Raw genomic sequence first — 17,728 nt, 5'->3', positions numbered from 1 at the left:
AACGGCGTGTCGTGCTTACATAACTTCACCGAGGAGTTATCGAACAGACAGGAGGTACAATGACCAAAACGAATGTTCAATCGACCCTTAGCAATTCCCAGCACCACGACACGCCGAACAACAAAACGCACGTCATCAAGTTCCGTGTAACAGCGGAGGAAAAAGCGTCACTGGAACTCACTTGCAAACTCCTGAATCTCTCCCTCTCCACTTTTATCCGCCGTGCCATCCACAACGTCAAGATCGAGAAAACGGTCATCGTTGCCGGTGGTGGCGAAGAAACCCTGACCGCCGTTTCCACCCTGCTTGCCCAGTGCAGCAAGGTGGGCGGCAACCTGAACCAGCTTGCAAGGCACTTCAATTCCGGCGGTGCAGACACCGAGCAGATCCGGGCGAAACTCCTTGACGAACTTGCAGACCTGACCGCATTTCGGCTGCACGCCGAGAAAGTTCTGGGTGAACTGTATGGCAACGCTCAAGCATATCGCCTCTAAAAACTCGGACTACACCGCCATCGAAGCGTACCTCGTTTACCAGCATGATGCGTTCACCGGAAAGCAACTTCTGGACGAACATGGCAGACCTATGCTGCGGGAATCGTACATCCGCGCCCTTGCGCCTGATAAAAATTGGTACTTTGATTTTCTCGCCCGGCTTTGCCACGGTGGGACGATCAAAGGAGCGTGCGTTTGAACAAAAAGAAAAAGTCCACAAACATTTCCCCTTATCCCGATGAAGTCATTGACCGTCTGGCACGGGCATTCTACCCAGCCATCCTTGCCTGCTGGAACAGCGAGGAAGGGCAGCGGGAGTTTGCCGCATGGCAGGCGGAACAGGCACATCTTGCAGGAAAAGAAAAACAGGAAGTTCCCGCTGGGGAACTCCCTGTTGTACATATCGCTATTGTCTGTGGCTTTTGGCAGGGTGCGTCCGCAGGGCGCACCCTGTTTTTCTGTATAAAAGGATTTGTTAGTTTGGCTTGAACTCAACTCTACTAAAAGAACCCGACATAGCCGGATCAAGCGTATGCTGTTCCAATCCCATCAAATCCTCAAATGTTTTTTGTTGTGCCGTAAAACAGTTTTCGTTCAGATATTTCAGCAAATTTCCTTTTTCTATAATTCCATTGTCATCCAGAATCTTTACAGACACTGAAAAAAGAGATGCCGTGGGAACTTCAACCATATCTCCCGGTTCAAATGTTCGCCATCCACGACTTCCAAGCTGTCTAAACAAATATTGATATTGACTTGGAGATAGTACCTCCAACATATATGCTCTACGAATCATCATCGCAATTGAGACATGCCATTTTTCTTTTAATCTTAAATATTCATTTAAAACCGTTGGATATTGAAGATCTTTCAAGAATGCTTCTTTTGGCAGCAAAAATGCAGATGCAAATTGATTTGCGTCTGATTCATTGCTCCGATACTCGGCATCTGCTTGCGATTTCACATCTGAAACAATATGACCGAGTATCCAGTGTCCTAGTTCGTGAGCCAACGTAAAGTTCAATCTTGCAGGTGTTGTTTTATCTGTATTATATGTTGTGAAATAGAACCTCTTGCTTTCTCCATTATTGGCAAGGACCGGAATGTGACTGATTGCGTCCAAATGCCCTACGTTTTCCGAGAAAGAAGTTACCACAATTCCAAGATTTTGTAACAGATAGCTCATATTACGAATGGGCCTATCCGATAAGTCCAATTTTTCCCGAATTTTTTTTGCGATTAGTTCCATGTCAGAACACTCTGCTACAGATTTCATACAATCGATCAATTGTTCGGTTGATGGATATTCAATATATTCTGCAAAAAAGTCATAAATATATGATTTCAATACATCAATGTTTGTTTGCCGTAGTTTTACGGCTCTTGTCGTGGTTGTAGTTGCTCTACAATATGCAACTCCGGGACTAAAATTATCGCTGCTACCTTCAAAGAAAAATTTCGGTGGAAATTTCAATTCTTGCGAAATTGCTAATACTTTATCGGCACTTGGTTTGATTAAACCATTTTCATACTGAGAGACAGTTTGCTTTGTCACCCCTATCTTTTCTGCTAGCTTAGGACTGGAAATATTTTGGATTTCACGAGCCAATGTCAGCCGCATTCCATTAAACTCGGATGTAACAATGGCACCCATTTTTTACCCATCTTTCCGTACAAATTTTTTCCGCGGTTTGAATTCCGGAATACTGTCGATTTGAACGCCATACTCATTACCAGTTTCTTCCTTAAACTTAGTAATTTCATCTTCCGGAACAGCTTCTTTCCAATTCATCGGAATTGCAGAATCCAAATTCATTTCATCAACGATGCAACCATTTGCATTCAAAATTTCCAATGTACAGCTTCTGATCAATTGAGCTAAATCCAAGCGGTACGTTAAAATTCCAAATCTCAAGACTTCACCGTCTACTGCTTGCTCCAATTCATCGAAGGGCTTTTCGGCTTTTTGCTGCACAGCTTTATCTTGTCCAAACAGTGACATCTGCTCATACTGGGGAACCATTTCATTCAAATCTTGATTAGCCGGAAGTCCCGAAAAAACGTAATGCATCTCACCATTCTGCAATTTGACAAGTCTATTGCGGAAATTTTCTTGGCGAAGAATCATAATGGCTGTTTTGCTGTGAGGATCATATGCCACAGCATACTTCCAGCTTCCAGAGACCATCAAAACCACACGATATCCTGCCTTTGTTAAATGTTCATGTTCATTTTGAAAGATATGTGCCCAGCCGTGCTGTCCTTTTCCGTTAGAATACATCAAATCGGCATAGACACCTTCATTTTCTTCCATGCCATGGTAGATGCTTTCAACAATCAGTTTTGCCATTGCCATTGCGGAATCTTCAAAAAATGCTTTTTTCATGTGAACCTCCTTCACAGATGAAATTATAAGCGGTGGAATTTTCTTACACTTCATATTTTACATGAATTTTGTAAAAAGTCAAGTGAACGAATGACGTTTTATACATTCAAATGCAAAAGCGCAGCACCTCCCAAAAAGTACTGCGCTTTTGTATAATTTGAGCTACCAGTTAATCCTCCAACCCACAGCTCCCGGTCACATTCTTCAAATATTTCTCCGGGTCACCATTCAGAATCAAATCCGCATAGCCCAGCGGGTCATTGTAGATGAGATAGTCCAACTCCGACCTCTGCGCCATAGTCACGTCCAGCGCATCCTCGACCCCGGTGCAGTTGATGGTAATCATTCTCTCATCCCGGAGCAGCAGTTCCACGCAACCGGTGTCCATGTTGAATTTGCAAGCTCTTTCATCGTACTTCATGTTCATGTCCTCCTGAAATCATATTGTGGCTTATGTCGGTCAATCTATGATTTCGGATTTCATCTTCCACGGACACCTGCATGGAACTTGTCGGGGCAAAGCCCCTCCATCTGCTAACGCAGACCGTTCCGTCGCTTAAAAGCCCCACTGGGGCTTTCATTGCTTCGCAAACGCTAATTTTCCGAAGAAAACAAATAATCCGAACCCATCCCCTATCGGAAACAAGTTCGGATTATTTTTGTTTGGTCCGAGTGGCGAGAATCGAACTCACGGCCTCTTGAACCCCATTCAAGCGCGCTACCAAAACTGCGCTACACCCGGATATCTGCAAGCGGTTATCGCTCACAGCTCAATTAGTATACTTGATTCAGGGTGTTTTGTCAAGCTTTTTCTGCCAAGTTTTTGCAAATAAATTTTCAAAACTCCGGCTCGTTTTCCTGCAGCGGCTGATCCCTTGCGGGAAACATTTCAAATTCAACAGTGGCAAGTGCAATTGCAAACACACTCTCAGCACCGGCTGCCAGCAGCGCCTGTGTGCAGGCTGCTGCCGTGGCACCGGTGGTGATCACATCGTCTACCAAAAGCACCTTTCTGCCCTCCACAAGTTCCGTGTCCGTCACCCGGAAGGCACCCGCCACATTGGCAAGGCGCTGCTCAAAGGGCAGGCCCGCCTGATGCCGCTTTGCACGAGTGCGGCCCAGTGCTTTCGGGTACAGCGGTATCCCCAGTGCGCGGGCCAGCGGCACCGCCATGAGCTGCGGCACATTGTAGCCGCGCGCTCTGCCGGATGCCGGTACGGGAACGATGCAGTCGTACCCAAGGGACATGCCTTCCACAAGCTCCGGCACCGGTTCTGCACCGGCCATATGCATCTCGCTGCCAAAGGCCAGCTTTGCCAGCCAGAGGCCCAGCTCCACCGCCGCCCACGGTGCAGCATGGTATTTTGTATGCAGGATGCCGCGCCGCACACAGCCCTCATACCGGAACGGTGCTGCTGCACCGGTCAGTTCCCCTAAATAATGCTGAGAAGCGTCCAGCCGCATTCCCGGCTTCCTGCGCAGCTCTTCCAGCTCCGCGGCACAATCCGGGCAGATGGGCACACTGCCCAGCACCCGATCACAAAACGGGCAGCGGCGTGGGTACACCAACTGCCTTGCCCCGCGCAGAATGCGGCGCGGGACGCTGTAATAATCCATCAGTCCTTTTTGACGGCCACGATCACACGCACGCGCTTGCCCGCAGCACAGCCAAAGTTATCGTACCAGCCGGTCAGGTAGTAGCCCTCCGAGTTGACCTCGGTCAGCTTGGTGGCGTAGTACTGACCCTTGTACCACAGATACACCTGTGCGTCGTCCGCCATCTCAAAGCGGGTGCCGTTGCTCATGACCGACGCTGCACCCACCTGATCGATCTTCATGGGCATGAGCTGGACCATCGTCCGCACGCTGCCGGTCGTCTCTCTGCGGGCTGCAACACCACCTACCAGCACCGGATATTTGACGTTGGTGGTGAAAGCTACCTGCGAACCATTGACATAGCACACATAGGTAGCGCCGCCGCCAATATAGCGGAAGATGGACGCATACGGTTCGCCTACAAGGCTGCCCACCTGCCGCAGACCAAGGCTGAGCAGGCTATCCGTGTTGGCTGTGATCTTCTGCCACAGAGTGGAGAGGATGTCGCCGTTGATCACACCCCACAGCACTTCGCTGGTGGTGGGCACCAGAACATCCTTCAGGTCGTCCACGATCTTATCCTGCGTATCCGTGCTGTCGCTCTTGCCGGTGGAAATGATCTTGGCCAGCGTCTGCAGTTCCGAGTAGTTGACTGCCACATTCTTGATATCATCCAGCACGCCGTAGGTCCACAGGTCGCCGGTGACATCATTCAGGATCAGGCGGTCGATCTCGCCCTTCTCATTCAGCGTATAGTAGCGGACATTCAGAAGATTCAGGTCTGTCCCCGCTAGGCGGCTGGGACGAACCGTCCCAGCCACACCCTCCGCAGTTGTATCCAGAATCTGTACATCGTCGGCAAGGGCATAGCTGCCCAGTGCCGTTGCATCTGCATTGACCTTGCCGGTAACGACCTTGTTCTCGATGCCGCTCACGGACTCGCCTTCCGGTGTTACGCGGATCTCTACCAGCCAGCCCTTGGGGTAGTTCAGGCTTTTGTCCACATTCACAGTGCGCTGAACACCATCGGTGCACATGACAGCCACGCGCTGCAGCACATCCGCGCCGTTATCTTCCACAAGGCTGCGGGCTGCGCCCTGCACCACGCCGTAGAACACCTCGTCGGCCTCTGCGCCGGTAATAACATCCGCCGCCTCATTGTTCATGCCCAGCAGCAGAGTGACCACTTCGCCCACGCCGCCGCCGTTCAGGCTGGACACCTTGGAAGCCACTGCTGTGCTGCCCAGCTGATAGCTGGTGCCCGCCACGGTAACGGCCGTGGGTGCGCTGGCGCTGGGCGAAACGGCAGTGATGCGGCCTGCTGCTTTGCGGGTGTAGATCCATACAGTCTGCAGACTTTCGCTGTAATAATACACATCGTAGCGGTTCAGCTCTGCAGAAGCCGAGACCTTATCGTTGCGGTAGATGCTCACCGGCGTAAAAGGCAGCTGGGTGCCTTCCGCTGCCACAAAGGGTCCCTTCAGGCTCTTGAGCATTACCGTGGAGGTGTCCACCTGACCGTTCGAAACCGTAAAGCCCAGGCTGGTACCATAGGCGCTGCCAGAGGCGGTGTTTGCCGTGAGGGTGTTATACAGCAGCAAAGCACAGTCCTCATAGTTCATGGCCTCGCTCTGGCTGCGGTTCAGCTGGTTACGCAGGCCCAGTTCCTGCGCCTTGTTCAGCTGTGCCGTCGGGAACACGCCGTTGAGGTCGGTCATTTTATAGCCCAGCAGCTTGAGTGCTGCGGTGCAGGCTTCTTCCAGCGTGACCGTATTATCTGGGCGGAATGTACCATCAGTATAGCCGTTCATCCAGCCCTGCTGCACCGCAATGCGCACATAGGGTGCCCACTGAGAGCTGCCGGGCACATCCTTATACAGTGTGCCCAGATTGCCCTGCTGGCTGGCGCTTTCGCGGTAGGCCGAAAAGGAGACCAGCATCTTGGCAAATGCACCGCGGGTGACGGCAGCATCCAGACTGCCGGTCTGGCTGGTATCCATAGCACCCAGCGTGATGGCCGTCTGGATGGCCGAGTTGTTCAGGCTGGCCGCCGATGCCGGAAGCACCAGCACGGATACAGCCAGGCATGCTGCAAGCAGACATGCGAAGAGACGTTTTTTCATAGGTATATTCCCCTTCCTTGGTGTTTTGCAGTCCGGCGCAACGCCGGCTGAGAAGAGTTCAGTCATAGCGCAATGCTTCAATGGGGTTGAGCCGCGCTGCGCGCTTTGCGGGCAGGTAGCCGAACAGCACGCCAATCCCCACCGAGATGCCAAAGGCCACTGCGATGGAATTGAAGGACGGGCTGACCGTGACCGTTGTGCCGCTGGTGAACATGGGCAGCACCTTGTTTGCTCCCATGGATACGATGTAGCCCAGTGCAATGCCCAGTGCGCCGCCGAGGGCCGAGGTGGTGGCTGCTTCCACCACAAACTGCGACAGAATGGTGCGTTCCTTGGCACCCAGTGCCTTGCGAATGCCGATCTCGCGGGTGCGCTCAGTCACCGACACCAGCATGATGTTCATGATGCCAATGCCGCCCACCAGCAGCGAAATGCTGGCAATGCCGGTCAGGATCACAATGACCATGTTGATCATGTTGTTCATTTCCTCCAGCCACTCGCTGGCGCTGTAGACATAGTAGCCGTTATCCGAGCCAAGCAGGCGCTGCAGTTCGCTTTCCACCGCAGACTTTGCTTCGTTGGCGCGGCCCTCATCCTCCATGACCGCGGCATAGTTGTTCACCGTGCTCTGGCTGGAAAGACGCATGGCCGTGGTATAGGGCAGGTAAACGCAGTCGTCATCGCTGCCCTGCTGCATGTCCGGATCGCTGACTTTGGCCGCCAGCACGCCCACGATGCGGAACTTGTTGGCACCGATCTTGAGCGTCTGGCCAAGGCCGTTGCCGCCAAAGGCCACACGGTTGAGGTAATCGCCGATGACACACACATGCTTGTTATCCTTCATATCCATGTACTGCAGGCCGCGTCCCTGCGCGATCTGGTAATTTTTCATGGCGGAATAGTTCTCGTCCACGCCGCTGATGTTGGACCAGCGGTAGCTGGTAGTGCCGATCTTCAGCGTGCCGCTGCCGCTGAAATCGATCTGCGGCGAAATGGACTGGATCAGCTCCGGGTACTCCGTGGGCAGCTTGTACATTTCCTCCACCGAAACGGTGCGTGAGCCGTTGCCCCACACCTGCACCGAAAGGGTGTTGGTACCCAGTGCCGAAAAGCTGTCGCGCATGCTTTTGGTCATGCCGTTGCCCAAGCCCACGATGACGATGACTGCCATAACGCCGATGATGATGCCCAGCATGGTAAGGAAGGTGCGCAGTTTGTTGCTCCACACGTTCTGGATGGCCTGACGGAAGGTTTCAATAATCATGCTTTCTCCTCCTCATCCGGCGTTTCCGGCAGCAGCGTGGGCTGCACCACGGCTTCCGGTGCATGGGCATCGCCATCGTAGACCACCCGCCCGTCCTCCAGACGGATGATGCGGTCTGCCTGCACCGCAATGGAATTATCGTGGGTGATGAGCACCACGGTGTGGCCCTCATCGTGCATCTGCTGCAGCATTCCCAGCACTTCGCGGCCGGTGTGGCTGTCCAGTGCGCCGGTAGGCTCGTCGGCCAGAATGACCGCCGGGTTCCGCACCAGCGCCCGAGCGATGGAAACACGCTGCTGCTGGCCGCCGGAAAGCTGGTTGGGGCGGTTCCTGAGCTTATCGCCCAGACCCACCTGCTCCAGCACCTCTTTGGCCCGGGCGTGGCGCTCGGCGCGGCCGATGCCCGCATACACCAGCGGCACCTCCACGTTCTCCATCAGGTTGAGCCTTGGCAAAAGGTTGTACTGCTGGAAGATGAAACCCAGCATCTCGTTGCGGACGGATGCCAGCTCGTTGCGGCTCATCCGGCCAACGTCTTTTCCGTTCAGGCGGTAGGTGCCGTGGGTGGGCACATCCAGACATCCGATGATGTTCATGCAGGTGGATTTGCCGGAGCCGGACTGGCCCACGATGGCCACGAACTCGCCTTTTTCGATTTTCATGGTGATGTGGTCTGCAGCCTTTACCGTGGTGTCACCCATCTGGTAATACTTGCACACCTCATCAAACTCGATCAGAGCGCTCATGCATTCCTCCTGTGTCAGCCCAGATAGACCACGCCGTCTGCCTGAGACGGATTTACGGCATCCTCTGCGGAGCCCTGCTTTTCCTCGGCTTCCACAGGCTCTTCCGCCGGTACGGTCCCGTTTTCCGGTTCTGCTTCATCGACCATGCCGTTCGCAGCATCGGTGCCTTCCTCGCCCTCGGTGCCCTCTGCATCCGCCTCGTAATAGCCGCCGTCGTCATAGTACGTATCGGTACTTGCTGCGGCAGAGTCGTAAGCCACCGTGTCATTGCCGGTCAGCCCGCTGACGATCTGGGTGTAGTTGTCATCGCTGACGCCGGTCTTGACCGGCACATACACATAGCCGTCCGGCGCGATCATGCCCGGGTCTGCGTTGACTGCGCTGGGGGAGTCCTGCGTGACCAGCACATAGCCGCCGCGCACGATGGCAGCGTTGGGCACGGTAAGGGTATTCTTTGCCTGTGCCACCACGATCTCAGCATTGGCGTTCATGCCCGGGCGCAGGCCATCCGTCTCATCAATGCGCACCTTGACCGGGTAGGTGGTGGTGCCGCCGTTGGAGGTACCCTTCATGGAAACACGGGTCACAACGCCGGTATAGGTCTTGTCCGGCACGGCATCCGCCGTGACCTGCACGCTCTGACCCACCGACAGGCTGCTGACCTGCAGCTCGTCCACGTTCAGGGTCATCTCCAGATAGCTCAGGTCAAAGATCGTGCACAGGTCCGAGCCGGCGGACAGCGCGTCCCCGGCCTTGGCATTCTTTTCAATAATGGTGCCGCTGATGGGCGAGGTGATGGTGTAGTTGTTCATGGCCTCCTGCAGATTGTCCATGTTCAGCTCGGCGCTGCGCAGGCTCTCGGCGGCAGACTGGATGGCCTCGGTCAGGTCCTCGCCGCTGATCTGCAGCACGATATCGTCCTTGTTCACGGCTCCGCCTTCCGGCACATTGATGGCCGTCACGGTACCGGCGGCAAGGGCAGTCAGGGTGCGCTCCGCCTGATACTCAAAGCACTTGGCGGCAATACAGCTCACGCCATTGATGGTTGCCGTTGCTGCCTGCGCAGTGGTCAGGCCGCCTGCATTGCGCACAGCAATGGTCACGGTGCGGGTGAGCAGGTTGCCGGTGCTCAGGGCATCGGTGCCGGTCACAGCGGTCACGGTGCCGGTCAGCATTTCAAAGGTGCCGTCCAGCGTCACCTCTGCGCTCTGGCCCACCGAGAAGGTGGCGGCATCTGCTGCCGGGAACTCCAGCCGCAGCACCATTTTGGAGCTGTCACGGATGACCGCCACTTCCTGACCGCTGGTCACTTCGTCGCCCTTGGCCACCTTGAGGGCACTCACAACACCTGCCACCTCGGCGCGGACATACTGGCGGTCTGCCGTCTTGTCGTAGCTGCGCTGTGCCTGCTGCAGAGCAATGGACGCCTGCTCTGCCTTGGTGGTGGCATCGGAGGAGTCCACCGTGTACAGCACGGTGCCTTCCTCCACGATATCCCCTTCCTCAAAGCTGCTGGTCAACACCTTGCCCGCTACCAGCGACTTAACATTATATGTATTGGCAGGGTTCAGAGTGCCGGTTCCGCTGAGGGTGTTGGACACATCCCGCTTGGACGGCGAGACCTGCACATAGTTGATGTCCTTATTGGCGTTCTGCGCCTTGTCCGGGCGCAGGATGAACCATCCGCCCAGCACGGCCACGCACACCACCGGCACCATCCATTTCCAGTTCTTGCGGAAAAAGGCTGCTGCTTTGCCGCCCTTCGCTGCGGGCTTTGCCTCACCCGCAGCCGTCTGCTGTACCGCAGCATCCTGCTTCTTTTTAAAGATCATGCTTGCTGTTTCCTCCTGTATCTTTCAGGGCATGCCCTGGTTTCGGTATCGGGCGCAGACTTTGCAAAAGCGCGCGATAAAGAGTTTATTGTTAGTTTATCGCATTTTCGTCTATTACACAAGCGTCTAAATTTTGTTTTGACGCATTTGTGTCAAAGTTTTACCCAACTTTCACACCATGTCCTCTTTTGCCTTCCAGACAAAGCAAAAGAGACAGTGCCCCGCTCTTGCAGGGTACTGCCTCTTTTTTGAAGCACGATCTTTATTCAGCTGTAGTTTCCACTACCACATACACCCCGGCAGGGACGCATGCAGCCCATGCGCCGTCCTTGTCCAGCCAGCCGAATTGCTCGCACACATGGTCCGGGCACTGACTATCCAAGAACGCGATGGCACCATCCTTTACCTGCAGATGCACGACATAATTGCCCACATCATACAGGTAATCGTGGTCTGTATCCAGCGGCAGAGTCTCGGTGATGCCATCGCCAAAATCGACGGTGGCCTGCAGGCCGCTGCCCTTGCTGCTGTGTGCTGCGCGCACGCCGAAATACAGCGCTGCTGCCAGCACAAGGATCACTGCAGCAAAGATCAGGTTCTTCATCCATGGCTTCAGGCCTTTGGAGCCGGAAGCGTTTTCAGGTGCTTTGCGGGTACTCATGCAGCGTAGTCGCTGGCAGCCTTACCTGCAATGCGGCCAAACACGGTGAAGTCTGCAACAGCGTTGCCGCCCAGACGGTTTGCACCGTGCACACCGCCAGTGACCTCACCTGCTGCAAACAGGCCGGGGATCACAGTGCCGTCCTCCTTGAGGACTTCGGTGTTGGTGTTGATGGTCAGGCCGCCCATGGTGTGGTGCACACCGGCAGTGACCTTGATTGCATAGTACGGAGCAGTATCCAGCGGGTTTGCAAAGCTGGTGCGGCCAAAGTCGGGGTCATTCTTGGCCTCAACATAGCCGTTCCAAGTCTTCATGGTCTCGGCAAAAGCAGCCTCATCAACGCCCATTGCCTTGCCCAGCTCCTCGTAGGTCTCGCCGGTCACGGTGTAGCCCTTCTTGATGTAGCCCTGAATGACGCTGGAAGCATCGACCATAGCCTGATCGACCACCAGCCAGCTGTAGCTGCCGGTCTGAGCGATCTCAGCAGCAGAGACCACGTCACGGGTGCCTACTTCGTCGATGAAGCGCTTGCCCTCGGCGTTGATCAGCACAGCGCCGTCGCCGCGCAGACCCTCGGTGATCAGGGCAGCGGTGTTGGCCTCAACGGTGGGGTGGATCTGGATCTGGTCCATATCCACGGTGCCAGCACCGATGGCGGTGGCCATCTCAATGCCCTGACCCTGAGCGCCGGCAGCGTTGGTGGTCATGAAGCCCTTCAGCTCAGGCTTGTACTCGACAACCATGTCCAGATTTGCGCCGAAGCCGCCGGTGGTCAGCACCACAGCCTTGGCGTTCACAGTGACGGTCTCGCCGGTAGAACCGGTGGCCTTGATGCCCACAGCAGCGCCGCTCGCATCGGTCAGGATCTCGTTGGCGGTGGTGTTCAGCAGGATCTGAACGCCAGCCTTCTCACAGTTCTCCTCCAGCAGGGGGATCATGTAGGAACCGACAGAAACGGTCTTGCCCTCTGCGTCCACAGGGCGATGGATGCGCTTGACGGATGCACCGCCAAAGCTGGAAACGCTGTGCAGGGTGATGCCGTGCTCGTCCAGCCAGTCGATGGCATCAGCAGAGTTGGAGCACAGGGTCTCCACCAGAGCAGGGTCGTTGATGCCCTTGCCGCCGATCATGGTGTCCAGCTCCATCAGTTCAACAGAGTCGAAGTAGCCGGTGGGGTTCTTCTGGTACTCTGCCCACTGCTCAGAGACGGTCTTTGCCAGAGCGGTGATGGTCTCGTTGTCAGCGTACTTTTCAGCAGCGGTCTTCAGGGTCTTTTCGACACCGGCAGACTCGCCGAACTCGTTCTCATCCTGATACACGGTCTTGCCGGCGTTCATGCCGCCGGTAGCGCGCACAGAGTTGCCGCCCACCATGGCCTGGCTCTCCACGATCACAACGCTCTTGCCCTCGGCAGCAGCGGTGATGGCAGCGGTCATGCCTGCGCCGCCTGCACCCACGATGACAACGTCAGCGTCAACGGTGGAATCCTCGGCCTTGGTCGCGTCGGCCTTGACCTCGATCTTATAGTCGTCAGCATTCAGGCCGGCGGCAGTCAGGGCAGCGGCTGCTGCCTCCTTGATGGCGTTGGAGGTGATGGTCGCGGTGGACACGCCGTCCACGGCGATGCTGCCGGTCTCAGCGATCTGAGCGGGCAGCTGCTCCAGTGCCAGCGTACCGATGCCGGGGGTCTCGTCCTTACCCTCAGCGGTGCAGCCGGTGATCTTGCCGTCTTCCAGCGTCAGGGTAACGGTAACGTCGCCGCCCATGCCCTTGGCAGTGCCGGTGAAATCGCCGGACACGCCGCCTGCGGTGGAAGCGGACTTGCTGCCGCAGCCGTAGCCCAGCAGACTGACACCCACAACAACCGCCATGGCCAGCGCAGCCACGCTCTTGCGGATCTGATTCTTTTTCATTGTTTCTTCCTTCTCATATTCGGGTTGCTTGTGTTCGGACATCTATCAGCAAAAAAGGGGGAGCTGCTCATTCGGAAAGCAGCTTCCCCTCGCTGAAACTTAGGAAAAACTTAGGCGTTAGCCTGAGCTGCAGCAACAGCGCATGCGACGGTAGCGCCGACCATCGGGTTGTTGCCCATGCCGATCAGGCCCATCATCTCAACGTGTGCAGGCACAGAAGAAGAACCTGCAAACTGAGCATCGCCGTGCACACGGCCCAGAGAGTCGGTCAGGCCGTAGCTTGCGGGGCCTGCGGCCACGTTATCGGGGTGCAGAGTACGGCCCGTGCCGCCGCCGGAAGCGACGGAGAAGTACTTCTTGCCGTTCTCGATGGCCCACTTCTTGTAGGTGCCGGCAACCAGATGCTGGAAGCGGACGGGGTTGGTGGAGTTGCCGGTGATGGAGCACTGAACGTCCTCCTTCTTCATGATGGCAACGCCTTCCATAACGTCGTTTGCACCGTAGCACTTGACAGCTGCGCGCTCGCCCTCAGAGAAGGGAATCTCCTTGACGACGGTCAGGGTCTGAGTGGGGATGTCGTACTCAGTCTGAACATAGGTGAAGCCGTTGATACGGGAAATGATGTAAGCTGCATCCTTGCCCAGGCCGTTCAGGATGACACGCAGGGGGGTCTTGCGGACCTTGTTTGCAGTGCGGGCGATGCCGATAGCACCCTCAGCAGCTGCAAAGGACTCGTGGCCTGCCAGGAAAGCGAAGCAGGTGGTGTCCTCGCTCAGCAGACGAGCGCCCAGATTGCCGTGGCCCAGACCGACCTGACGCTGCTCAGCGACAGAGCCGGGGATGGTGAAAGCTTCCAGACCTTCGCCGATGGCAGCAGCACACTCGGCAGCATCGGTCAGGCCGCGCTTGACGGCGATAGCGGTGCCCAGGGTGTATGCCCAGACAGCGTTATCAAAGCAGATGGGCTGAACGCCGCGCACGATCTTGTCGCAGTCGATGCCCTTAGCGAGGAGCATCTCGTTGCAAGCGTCCAGAGACTCCAGGCCGTTAGCCTTCAGGCATGCCTCGATTTTCGGCATGCGGCGATCCATAGATTCAAAAGTTGCCATGAGTTGTTCCTCCTCTCTTATTCCTCACGCGGGTCAATGTACTTCACAGCACCCTGCTCCTTGCTGAAGCGGCCGTAAGTACCCACGTTCTTCTCATAAGCCTCGTTGGGGGTCTTGCCGTGACGGATATCCTCCATCATCTTGCCCAGCTTGACGAACTGATAGCCGATGACCTCATCGTTGGCATCCACAGCCAGCTTGTTGATATAGCCCTCGGTCAGCTCCAGATAACGGACGCCCTTTGCCTTGGTGGAGAAGATGGTGCCGGTCATGGAGCGCAGGCCCTTGCCCAGGTCGTCCAGACCTGCGCCGATGGGCAGACCGTCCTCAGAGAAAGCAGTCTGGCTACGGCCGTAGACGATCTGCAGGAACAGCTCGCGCATAGCAACGTTGATGGCATCGCACACCAGGTCGGTGTTCAGAGCTTCCAGAATGGTCTTGCCGGGCAGGATCTCGCCTGCCATAGCAGCAGAGTGGGTCATACCGGAGCAGCCGATGGTCTCCACCAGAGCCTCCTCGATGACACCGTTCTTGATGTTCAGGGACAGCTTGCAGGTACCCTGCTGAGGTGCGCACCAGCCCACACCGTGGGTGTAGCCGCTGATGTCCTTGATCTCATAGGCCTTGACCCATGCGCCCTCTTCGGGGATGGGAGCCGGACCATGCTTAGGACCTTTGGTGATCGGGCACATATTCTGTACTTGCTGCGAATAGGTCATAATCATACTCTCCTTTTGACAAATGTTGCTTTGCAGCACAAAGCCGCCGCCGCGCCCTGCCGGCACAGCCGCTGCCCTTTGCTGCTTGCATCTGACCGGGCGCGCCGCTCTCTTTCAGCGCCTTAACCGGTACTACCACGCATGATTTTATTATAGAGAAAGCTGACGGATTTTGCAATACATTTCCGGTAAAAAACATCAAAACTATTTGCAGTTGCCTTCCGCTAACTGTCAATTCGGATGCTTTTGTCATTTCATTCGTCAAGTTTTTGTCAACTATGTCAAGAGGGCAAATTTCACGCTCCTGTGTCCTGCCTGCGCGGTGTCTGCCCGGCAGGCTTCAGTACCCACATGGCCGCAAAGCCCGCCGCTGCGCCGCCCACGGCAAGCCAGTGCCGCCCGGCTTCCAACCCCCAGAGATTTGCTGCAAACGGAAAGGCCAGACTGCCCACGCTCTGCCCCAGTGCCAGAAAACCGTAGTTCACCCCTGCGTGCGGCAGGCCGAACAGATCGGTGGAAAGGGCGGGCAGCACTGCTGCAAGGCCGGAATAGCAGAAGGTAAGCCCCGCATAACAGGCGATCACCCACCAGCCCTGCGCAAACGCAAACCCTGCCGAAAGCTCCAGCGACACCGCAAACAGCAGCAGATCGGTGGGCCTGCGGCCAATTTTATCGCTGAGCATGGGCATCAGCAGGCGGCCCGCCGCACTGCCCACGCTGCCCAGCACCACGCTCCACAATGCAGCGCTTTCGTCCAGCCCCCGCTCCACGCCCAGCTTCAGGATGATGGGGCTGAACAGAAGCACCGCCGGGGTGGAAAAACACACCGCGCCTGCGCACAGCCAGTACTGCTTTGTTTTCAGCATCTGCCATGGGGAAAGGTCAATGGTATTTTTGTCGTTTTGCTGCTGTTTTTCGGCATCCTGCGGCGGGTCCTGCAAAAGCAGGCTGCCCGCAAGGCAGACGGGCAGCGTGACGGCTCCCAGTGCCCAGAACGCGCCCCGGATGCCCTGCACGATCCCAAAGCCGCTGACCGCCGTGCGCACGAACGCGGTGAGGAACGCACCGGAAAGGCCCACCGCCCCGCCGATCACGCCGGTGGCAAGGCCCTTGCGCCCGGCATACCACTTCTGTGCGCAGGACTGGATGGATGGGTACAGAAACGCCGTGCCCAGCCCCGCCGGGATGCTGAATGCCAGAAAAAAGCTGACCGCACTGCCGCCCGGCAGCATGGCCGCTGCAAAAAATCCGCCGCACAGCAGCGCTGTTCCCCACAGAGCCGCACACCGCGGGCCTCGGCTGTCCTGCAGAAAGCCGCCGAGGACGCACCCCACGCCGAACGCCGCAATGAGGATGCCGAAGGCATAGCCTGCCCCCTGCTCGCTCAGGCCGTACTCGTCCATGACCGGCTGCTGGAATACGCCCCACGCCGCCGGGATGCCCGTGAGCACCTGAATGGCTGCGCCCGCCGCAAGGATGGTCCACGGATGTTTTGCTGTAAATTGCTGTTTCATTGCCTGCCCTCCGAATGGTTTTTCCCTTACAGTGTGCCCATTTCAATTGACAAAACGGCAGATTCCTTTATAATGAATAAGGTAAAAGCATTTACATTGATTTATATAGAGAGGAACCATCTTATGAAAACACAGGCATTGAAGGGCATGCGCGACCTGCTGCCCGCAGAGCAGACCCTGCGCGATTACATTCAGGGCAAAATTCTGGAGACCTACCGTGCGTCCGGCTTCGAGCGCATTTCCACCCCCATGCTGGAGGATATGGAAAATCTGGACAAGTCCGACGGCGGCGACAACCTGAACCTGATCTTCAAGGTGCTCAAGCGCGGTGATAAGCTCACCGCCGCCTTGAACACCGGCGACCCCAAGCAGCTTTCCGATATGGGCCTGCGCTATGACCTGACCCTGCCGCTGAGCCGCTACTATGCCGCCAACAAGGATAAGCTGCCCAGCCCCTTCAAGGTGATCCAGACCGACCGTGTGTTCCGCGCCGAGCGCCCGCAGAAGGGCCGTCTGCGCGAGTTCGTACAGTGCGATATCGACATTCTGGGCGATTCTTCCCCCAATGCCGAGGTGGAACTGATCGACGTGACCACCCGTGCCCTGCTGAACATCGGCTTCACCGGCTTCACCGTCAACATCAATGACCGCCGCATCCTGCGCGGGATGCTGGAGAGCATGGGTTTTTCCGCTGATACGCTGGATTCCGTCTGCATCACCTTTGATAAGATGGACAAGATCGGCGCCGATGGTGTGAAGGCTGAGCTGACCGAAAAGCAGCTGCCGGAAAATGCCATCAACGCACTGGCCGACTTCATTGCCGCAGGCGAAGTCACGCTGGATGCCGTGGCTGCCCGCTGCGCAGACCCCGCCATTGCCGACGACCTCAAGTATGTCCTTGCTACCGCCAACGCCATGGCTGCAGGCCGCTATCAGGTAGCCTACTGCCCCAGTCTGGTGCGCGGTCAGGGCTACTACACCGGCATGGTGTTTGAGATCACCTGCCCGCAGTTCAGCGGTGCCGTGGCCGGCGGCGGCCGCTACGACAACATGGTGGGCAAGTTCCTGGGCACTCAGGTGCCCGCCGTGGGCTTCTCCATCGGCTTCGAGCGGGTGTGTGGCATTCTGCTGGAGCAGGGCTACCAGATCCCCGGCGCAAAGCAGAAGATCGCCCTGCTGTACGGCAAGGATGCCGACTTCACCGCCGTTCTTGCCAAGGCTGCAGACCTGCGCAGCAGCTACAATGTCACCGTTCTGCAGCAGGCCAAGAAGCTGGGCAAACAGTTGGGCCAGCTGGAAGCTTCCGGTTTTTCCGGTGCCGCCTTTATGGATAAGGATGAGATCAAAATTTTTGCGCAGCAGTAAATAATT

17 protein-coding genes and 1 tRNA gene are annotated in these 17,728 nt (G+C 56.4%); 4 read left to right on the top strand and 14 right to left on the bottom strand.

All coding sequences use genetic code 11. The features are described 5' to 3' along the window. Positions 1–59: 59 nt before the first annotated feature. The 3 genes from QZL71_RS09745 to QZL71_RS09735 are packed head-to-tail and all read left to right on the top strand — an operon-like array spanning position 60 to position 983. A complete protein-coding gene (locus QZL71_RS09745; protein WP_294648603.1) occupies positions 60–494 on the top strand; it encodes a plasmid mobilization protein in 435 nt (144 codons plus the stop codon). Further along, positions 466–693, top strand: coding sequence for a hypothetical protein (locus QZL71_RS09740; protein WP_294648602.1), 228 nt, complete (start codon positions 466–468; stop codon positions 691–693). The genes QZL71_RS09745 and QZL71_RS09740 overlap by 29 nt, the downstream gene beginning before the upstream one ends. After that, positions 684–983: a transposase gene (locus QZL71_RS09735; protein ID WP_294648601.1), complete on the top strand. Its 300-nt coding sequence runs from the start codon at positions 684–686 to the stop codon at positions 981–983. The genes QZL71_RS09740 and QZL71_RS09735 overlap by 10 nt, the downstream gene beginning before the upstream one ends. Here the strand turns inward: QZL71_RS09735 and QZL71_RS09730 are convergent. The 14 genes from QZL71_RS09730 to QZL71_RS09665 form a co-directional block, all read right to left on the bottom strand. After that, the gene (locus tag QZL71_RS09730; RefSeq protein ID WP_005922208.1) at positions 970–2,148 is read right to left on the bottom strand and encodes a helix-turn-helix domain-containing protein; all 1,179 of its coding nucleotides are present in this window, start codon (positions 2,146–2,148) and stop codon (positions 970–972) included. The two genes, QZL71_RS09735 and QZL71_RS09730, sit on opposite strands and share 14 nt — an antisense overlap. Before the next feature lie 3 nt (positions 2,149–2,151). Continuing rightward, on the bottom strand, positions 2,152–2,880 hold the full coding sequence (locus QZL71_RS09725; RefSeq protein ID WP_044960023.1) for a DUF5986 family protein: 729 nt from the start codon (positions 2,878–2,880) through the stop codon (positions 2,152–2,154). 169 nt (positions 2,881–3,049) lie between these two features. After that, positions 3,050–3,301 carry a DUF6061 family protein gene (locus tag QZL71_RS09720; protein WP_294648600.1) on the bottom strand — a complete coding sequence of 84 codons (252 nt, stop codon included), beginning with the start codon at positions 3,299–3,301 and terminating at the stop codon, positions 3,050–3,052. A gap of 243 nt (positions 3,302–3,544) precedes the next feature. Next, positions 3,545–3,622 (bottom strand) — tRNA-Pro (locus tag QZL71_RS09715). Positions 3,623–3,717: 95 nt separating this feature from the next. After that, positions 3,718–4,497 (bottom strand): ComF family protein, encoded by a 780-nt coding sequence (locus QZL71_RS09710; protein WP_154258511.1) that lies wholly within the window; start codon positions 4,495–4,497, stop codon positions 3,718–3,720. Continuing rightward, positions 4,497–6,599 (bottom strand): S-layer homology domain-containing protein, encoded by a 2,103-nt coding sequence (locus QZL71_RS09705; protein ID WP_154256520.1) that lies wholly within the window; start codon positions 6,597–6,599, stop codon positions 4,497–4,499. Before QZL71_RS09705 ends, QZL71_RS09710 begins: the two co-directional genes overlap by 1 nt. 58 nt (positions 6,600–6,657) lie before the next feature. Further along, on the bottom strand, positions 6,658–7,863 hold the full coding sequence (locus QZL71_RS09700) for an ABC transporter permease (RefSeq protein ID WP_097774685.1): 1,206 nt from the start codon (positions 7,861–7,863) through the stop codon (positions 6,658–6,660). Next, on the bottom strand, positions 7,860–8,609 hold the full coding sequence (locus tag QZL71_RS09695) for an ABC transporter ATP-binding protein (protein ID WP_097774684.1): 750 nt from the start codon (positions 8,607–8,609) through the stop codon (positions 7,860–7,862). The genes QZL71_RS09700 and QZL71_RS09695 overlap by 4 nt, the downstream gene beginning before the upstream one ends. Positions 8,610–8,623: 14 nt before the next feature. Beyond that, on the bottom strand, positions 8,624–10,441 hold the full coding sequence (locus tag QZL71_RS09690) for an HlyD family efflux transporter periplasmic adaptor subunit (protein ID WP_294648599.1): 1,818 nt from the start codon (positions 10,439–10,441) through the stop codon (positions 8,624–8,626). A 262-nt stretch (positions 10,442–10,703) separates the two neighbouring features. Further along, a complete protein-coding gene (locus tag QZL71_RS09685; protein ID WP_005940526.1) occupies positions 10,704–11,102 on the bottom strand; it encodes a NusG domain II-containing protein in 399 nt (132 codons plus the stop codon). Further along, complete coding sequence (locus tag QZL71_RS09680) at positions 11,099–13,015, bottom strand: flavocytochrome c (protein WP_044953517.1); 1,917 nt, start codon at positions 13,013–13,015, stop codon at positions 11,099–11,101. Before QZL71_RS09680 ends, QZL71_RS09685 begins: the two co-directional genes overlap by 4 nt. A gap of 110 nt (positions 13,016–13,125) precedes the next feature. Then, positions 13,126–14,124 carry a GGGtGRT protein gene (locus tag QZL71_RS09675; RefSeq protein ID WP_005935035.1) on the bottom strand — a complete coding sequence of 333 codons (999 nt, stop codon included), beginning with the start codon at positions 14,122–14,124 and terminating at the stop codon, positions 13,126–13,128. 17 nt (positions 14,125–14,141) lie between these two features. Beyond that, complete coding sequence (locus QZL71_RS09670; protein WP_044953520.1) at positions 14,142–14,843, bottom strand: iron-sulfur cluster assembly scaffold protein; 702 nt, start codon at positions 14,841–14,843, stop codon at positions 14,142–14,144. A 296-nt stretch (positions 14,844–15,139) separates the two neighbouring features. Beyond that, on the bottom strand, positions 15,140–16,357 hold the full coding sequence (locus QZL71_RS09665) for an MFS transporter (protein WP_294648598.1): 1,218 nt from the start codon (positions 16,355–16,357) through the stop codon (positions 15,140–15,142). 123 nt (positions 16,358–16,480) lie between these two features. On the opposite strand from QZL71_RS09665, the gene hisS reads away from it, so the two are divergent. Next, positions 16,481–17,722 carry a histidine--tRNA ligase gene (gene hisS, locus QZL71_RS09660; RefSeq protein ID WP_097774680.1) on the top strand — a complete coding sequence of 414 codons (1,242 nt, stop codon included), beginning with the start codon at positions 16,481–16,483 and terminating at the stop codon, positions 17,720–17,722. Positions 17,723–17,728 lie beyond the last annotated feature (6 nt).

Source organism: uncultured Faecalibacterium sp. (genome assembly GCF_900066275.1).
Lineage (GTDB): Bacteria > Bacillota > Clostridia > Oscillospirales > Ruminococcaceae > Faecalibacterium > Faecalibacterium taiwanense.
The sequence above is the reverse complement of the archived record's forward strand: the minus strand, read 5'-3'. Positions and strand labels throughout refer to the sequence as shown.

What these genes read in the sequence shown, in the direction of transcription:
- hisS (WP_097774680.1), top strand. Translation starts at nt 16,481, where the DNA reads ATGAAAACACAGGCATTGAAGGGCATGCGCGACCTGCTGCCCGCAGAG.
- QZL71_RS09745 (WP_294648603.1), top strand. Translation starts at nt 60, where the DNA reads ATGACCAAAACGAATGTTCAATCGACCCTTAGCAATTCCCAGCACCAC.
- QZL71_RS09725 (WP_044960023.1), bottom strand. Translation starts at nt 2,880, where the DNA reads ATGAAAAAAGCATTTTTTGAAGATTCCGCAATGGCAATGGCAAAACTG.
- QZL71_RS09695 (WP_097774684.1), bottom strand. Translation starts at nt 8,609, where the DNA reads ATGAGCGCTCTGATCGAGTTTGATGAGGTGTGCAAGTATTACCAGATG.
- QZL71_RS09665 (WP_294648598.1), bottom strand. Translation starts at nt 16,357, where the DNA reads ATGAAACAGCAATTTACAGCAAAACATCCGTGGACCATCCTTGCGGCG.
- QZL71_RS09740 (WP_294648602.1), top strand. Translation starts at nt 466, where the DNA reads ATGGCAACGCTCAAGCATATCGCCTCTAAAAACTCGGACTACACCGCC.
- QZL71_RS09705 (WP_154256520.1), bottom strand. Translation starts at nt 6,599, where the DNA reads ATGAAAAAACGTCTCTTCGCATGTCTGCTTGCAGCATGCCTGGCTGTA.
- QZL71_RS09730 (WP_005922208.1), bottom strand. Translation starts at nt 2,148, where the DNA reads ATGGGTGCCATTGTTACATCCGAGTTTAATGGAATGCGGCTGACATTG.
- QZL71_RS09720 (WP_294648600.1), bottom strand. Translation starts at nt 3,301, where the DNA reads ATGAAGTACGATGAAAGAGCTTGCAAATTCAACATGGACACCGGTTGC.
- QZL71_RS09670 (WP_044953520.1), bottom strand. Translation starts at nt 14,843, where the DNA reads ATGACCTATTCGCAGCAAGTACAGAATATGTGCCCGATCACCAAAGGT.
- QZL71_RS09690 (WP_294648599.1), bottom strand. Translation starts at nt 10,441, where the DNA reads ATGATCTTTAAAAAGAAGCAGGATGCTGCGGTACAGCAGACGGCTGCG.
- QZL71_RS09710 (WP_154258511.1), bottom strand. Translation starts at nt 4,497, where the DNA reads ATGGATTATTACAGCGTCCCGCGCCGCATTCTGCGCGGGGCAAGGCAG.
- QZL71_RS09680 (WP_044953517.1), bottom strand. Translation starts at nt 13,015, where the DNA reads ATGAAAAAGAATCAGATCCGCAAGAGCGTGGCTGCGCTGGCCATGGCG.
- QZL71_RS09700 (WP_097774685.1), bottom strand. Translation starts at nt 7,863, where the DNA reads ATGATTATTGAAACCTTCCGTCAGGCCATCCAGAACGTGTGGAGCAAC.
- QZL71_RS09685 (WP_005940526.1), bottom strand. Translation starts at nt 11,102, where the DNA reads ATGAGTACCCGCAAAGCACCTGAAAACGCTTCCGGCTCCAAAGGCCTG.
- QZL71_RS09675 (WP_005935035.1), bottom strand. Translation starts at nt 14,124, where the DNA reads ATGGCAACTTTTGAATCTATGGATCGCCGCATGCCGAAAATCGAGGCA.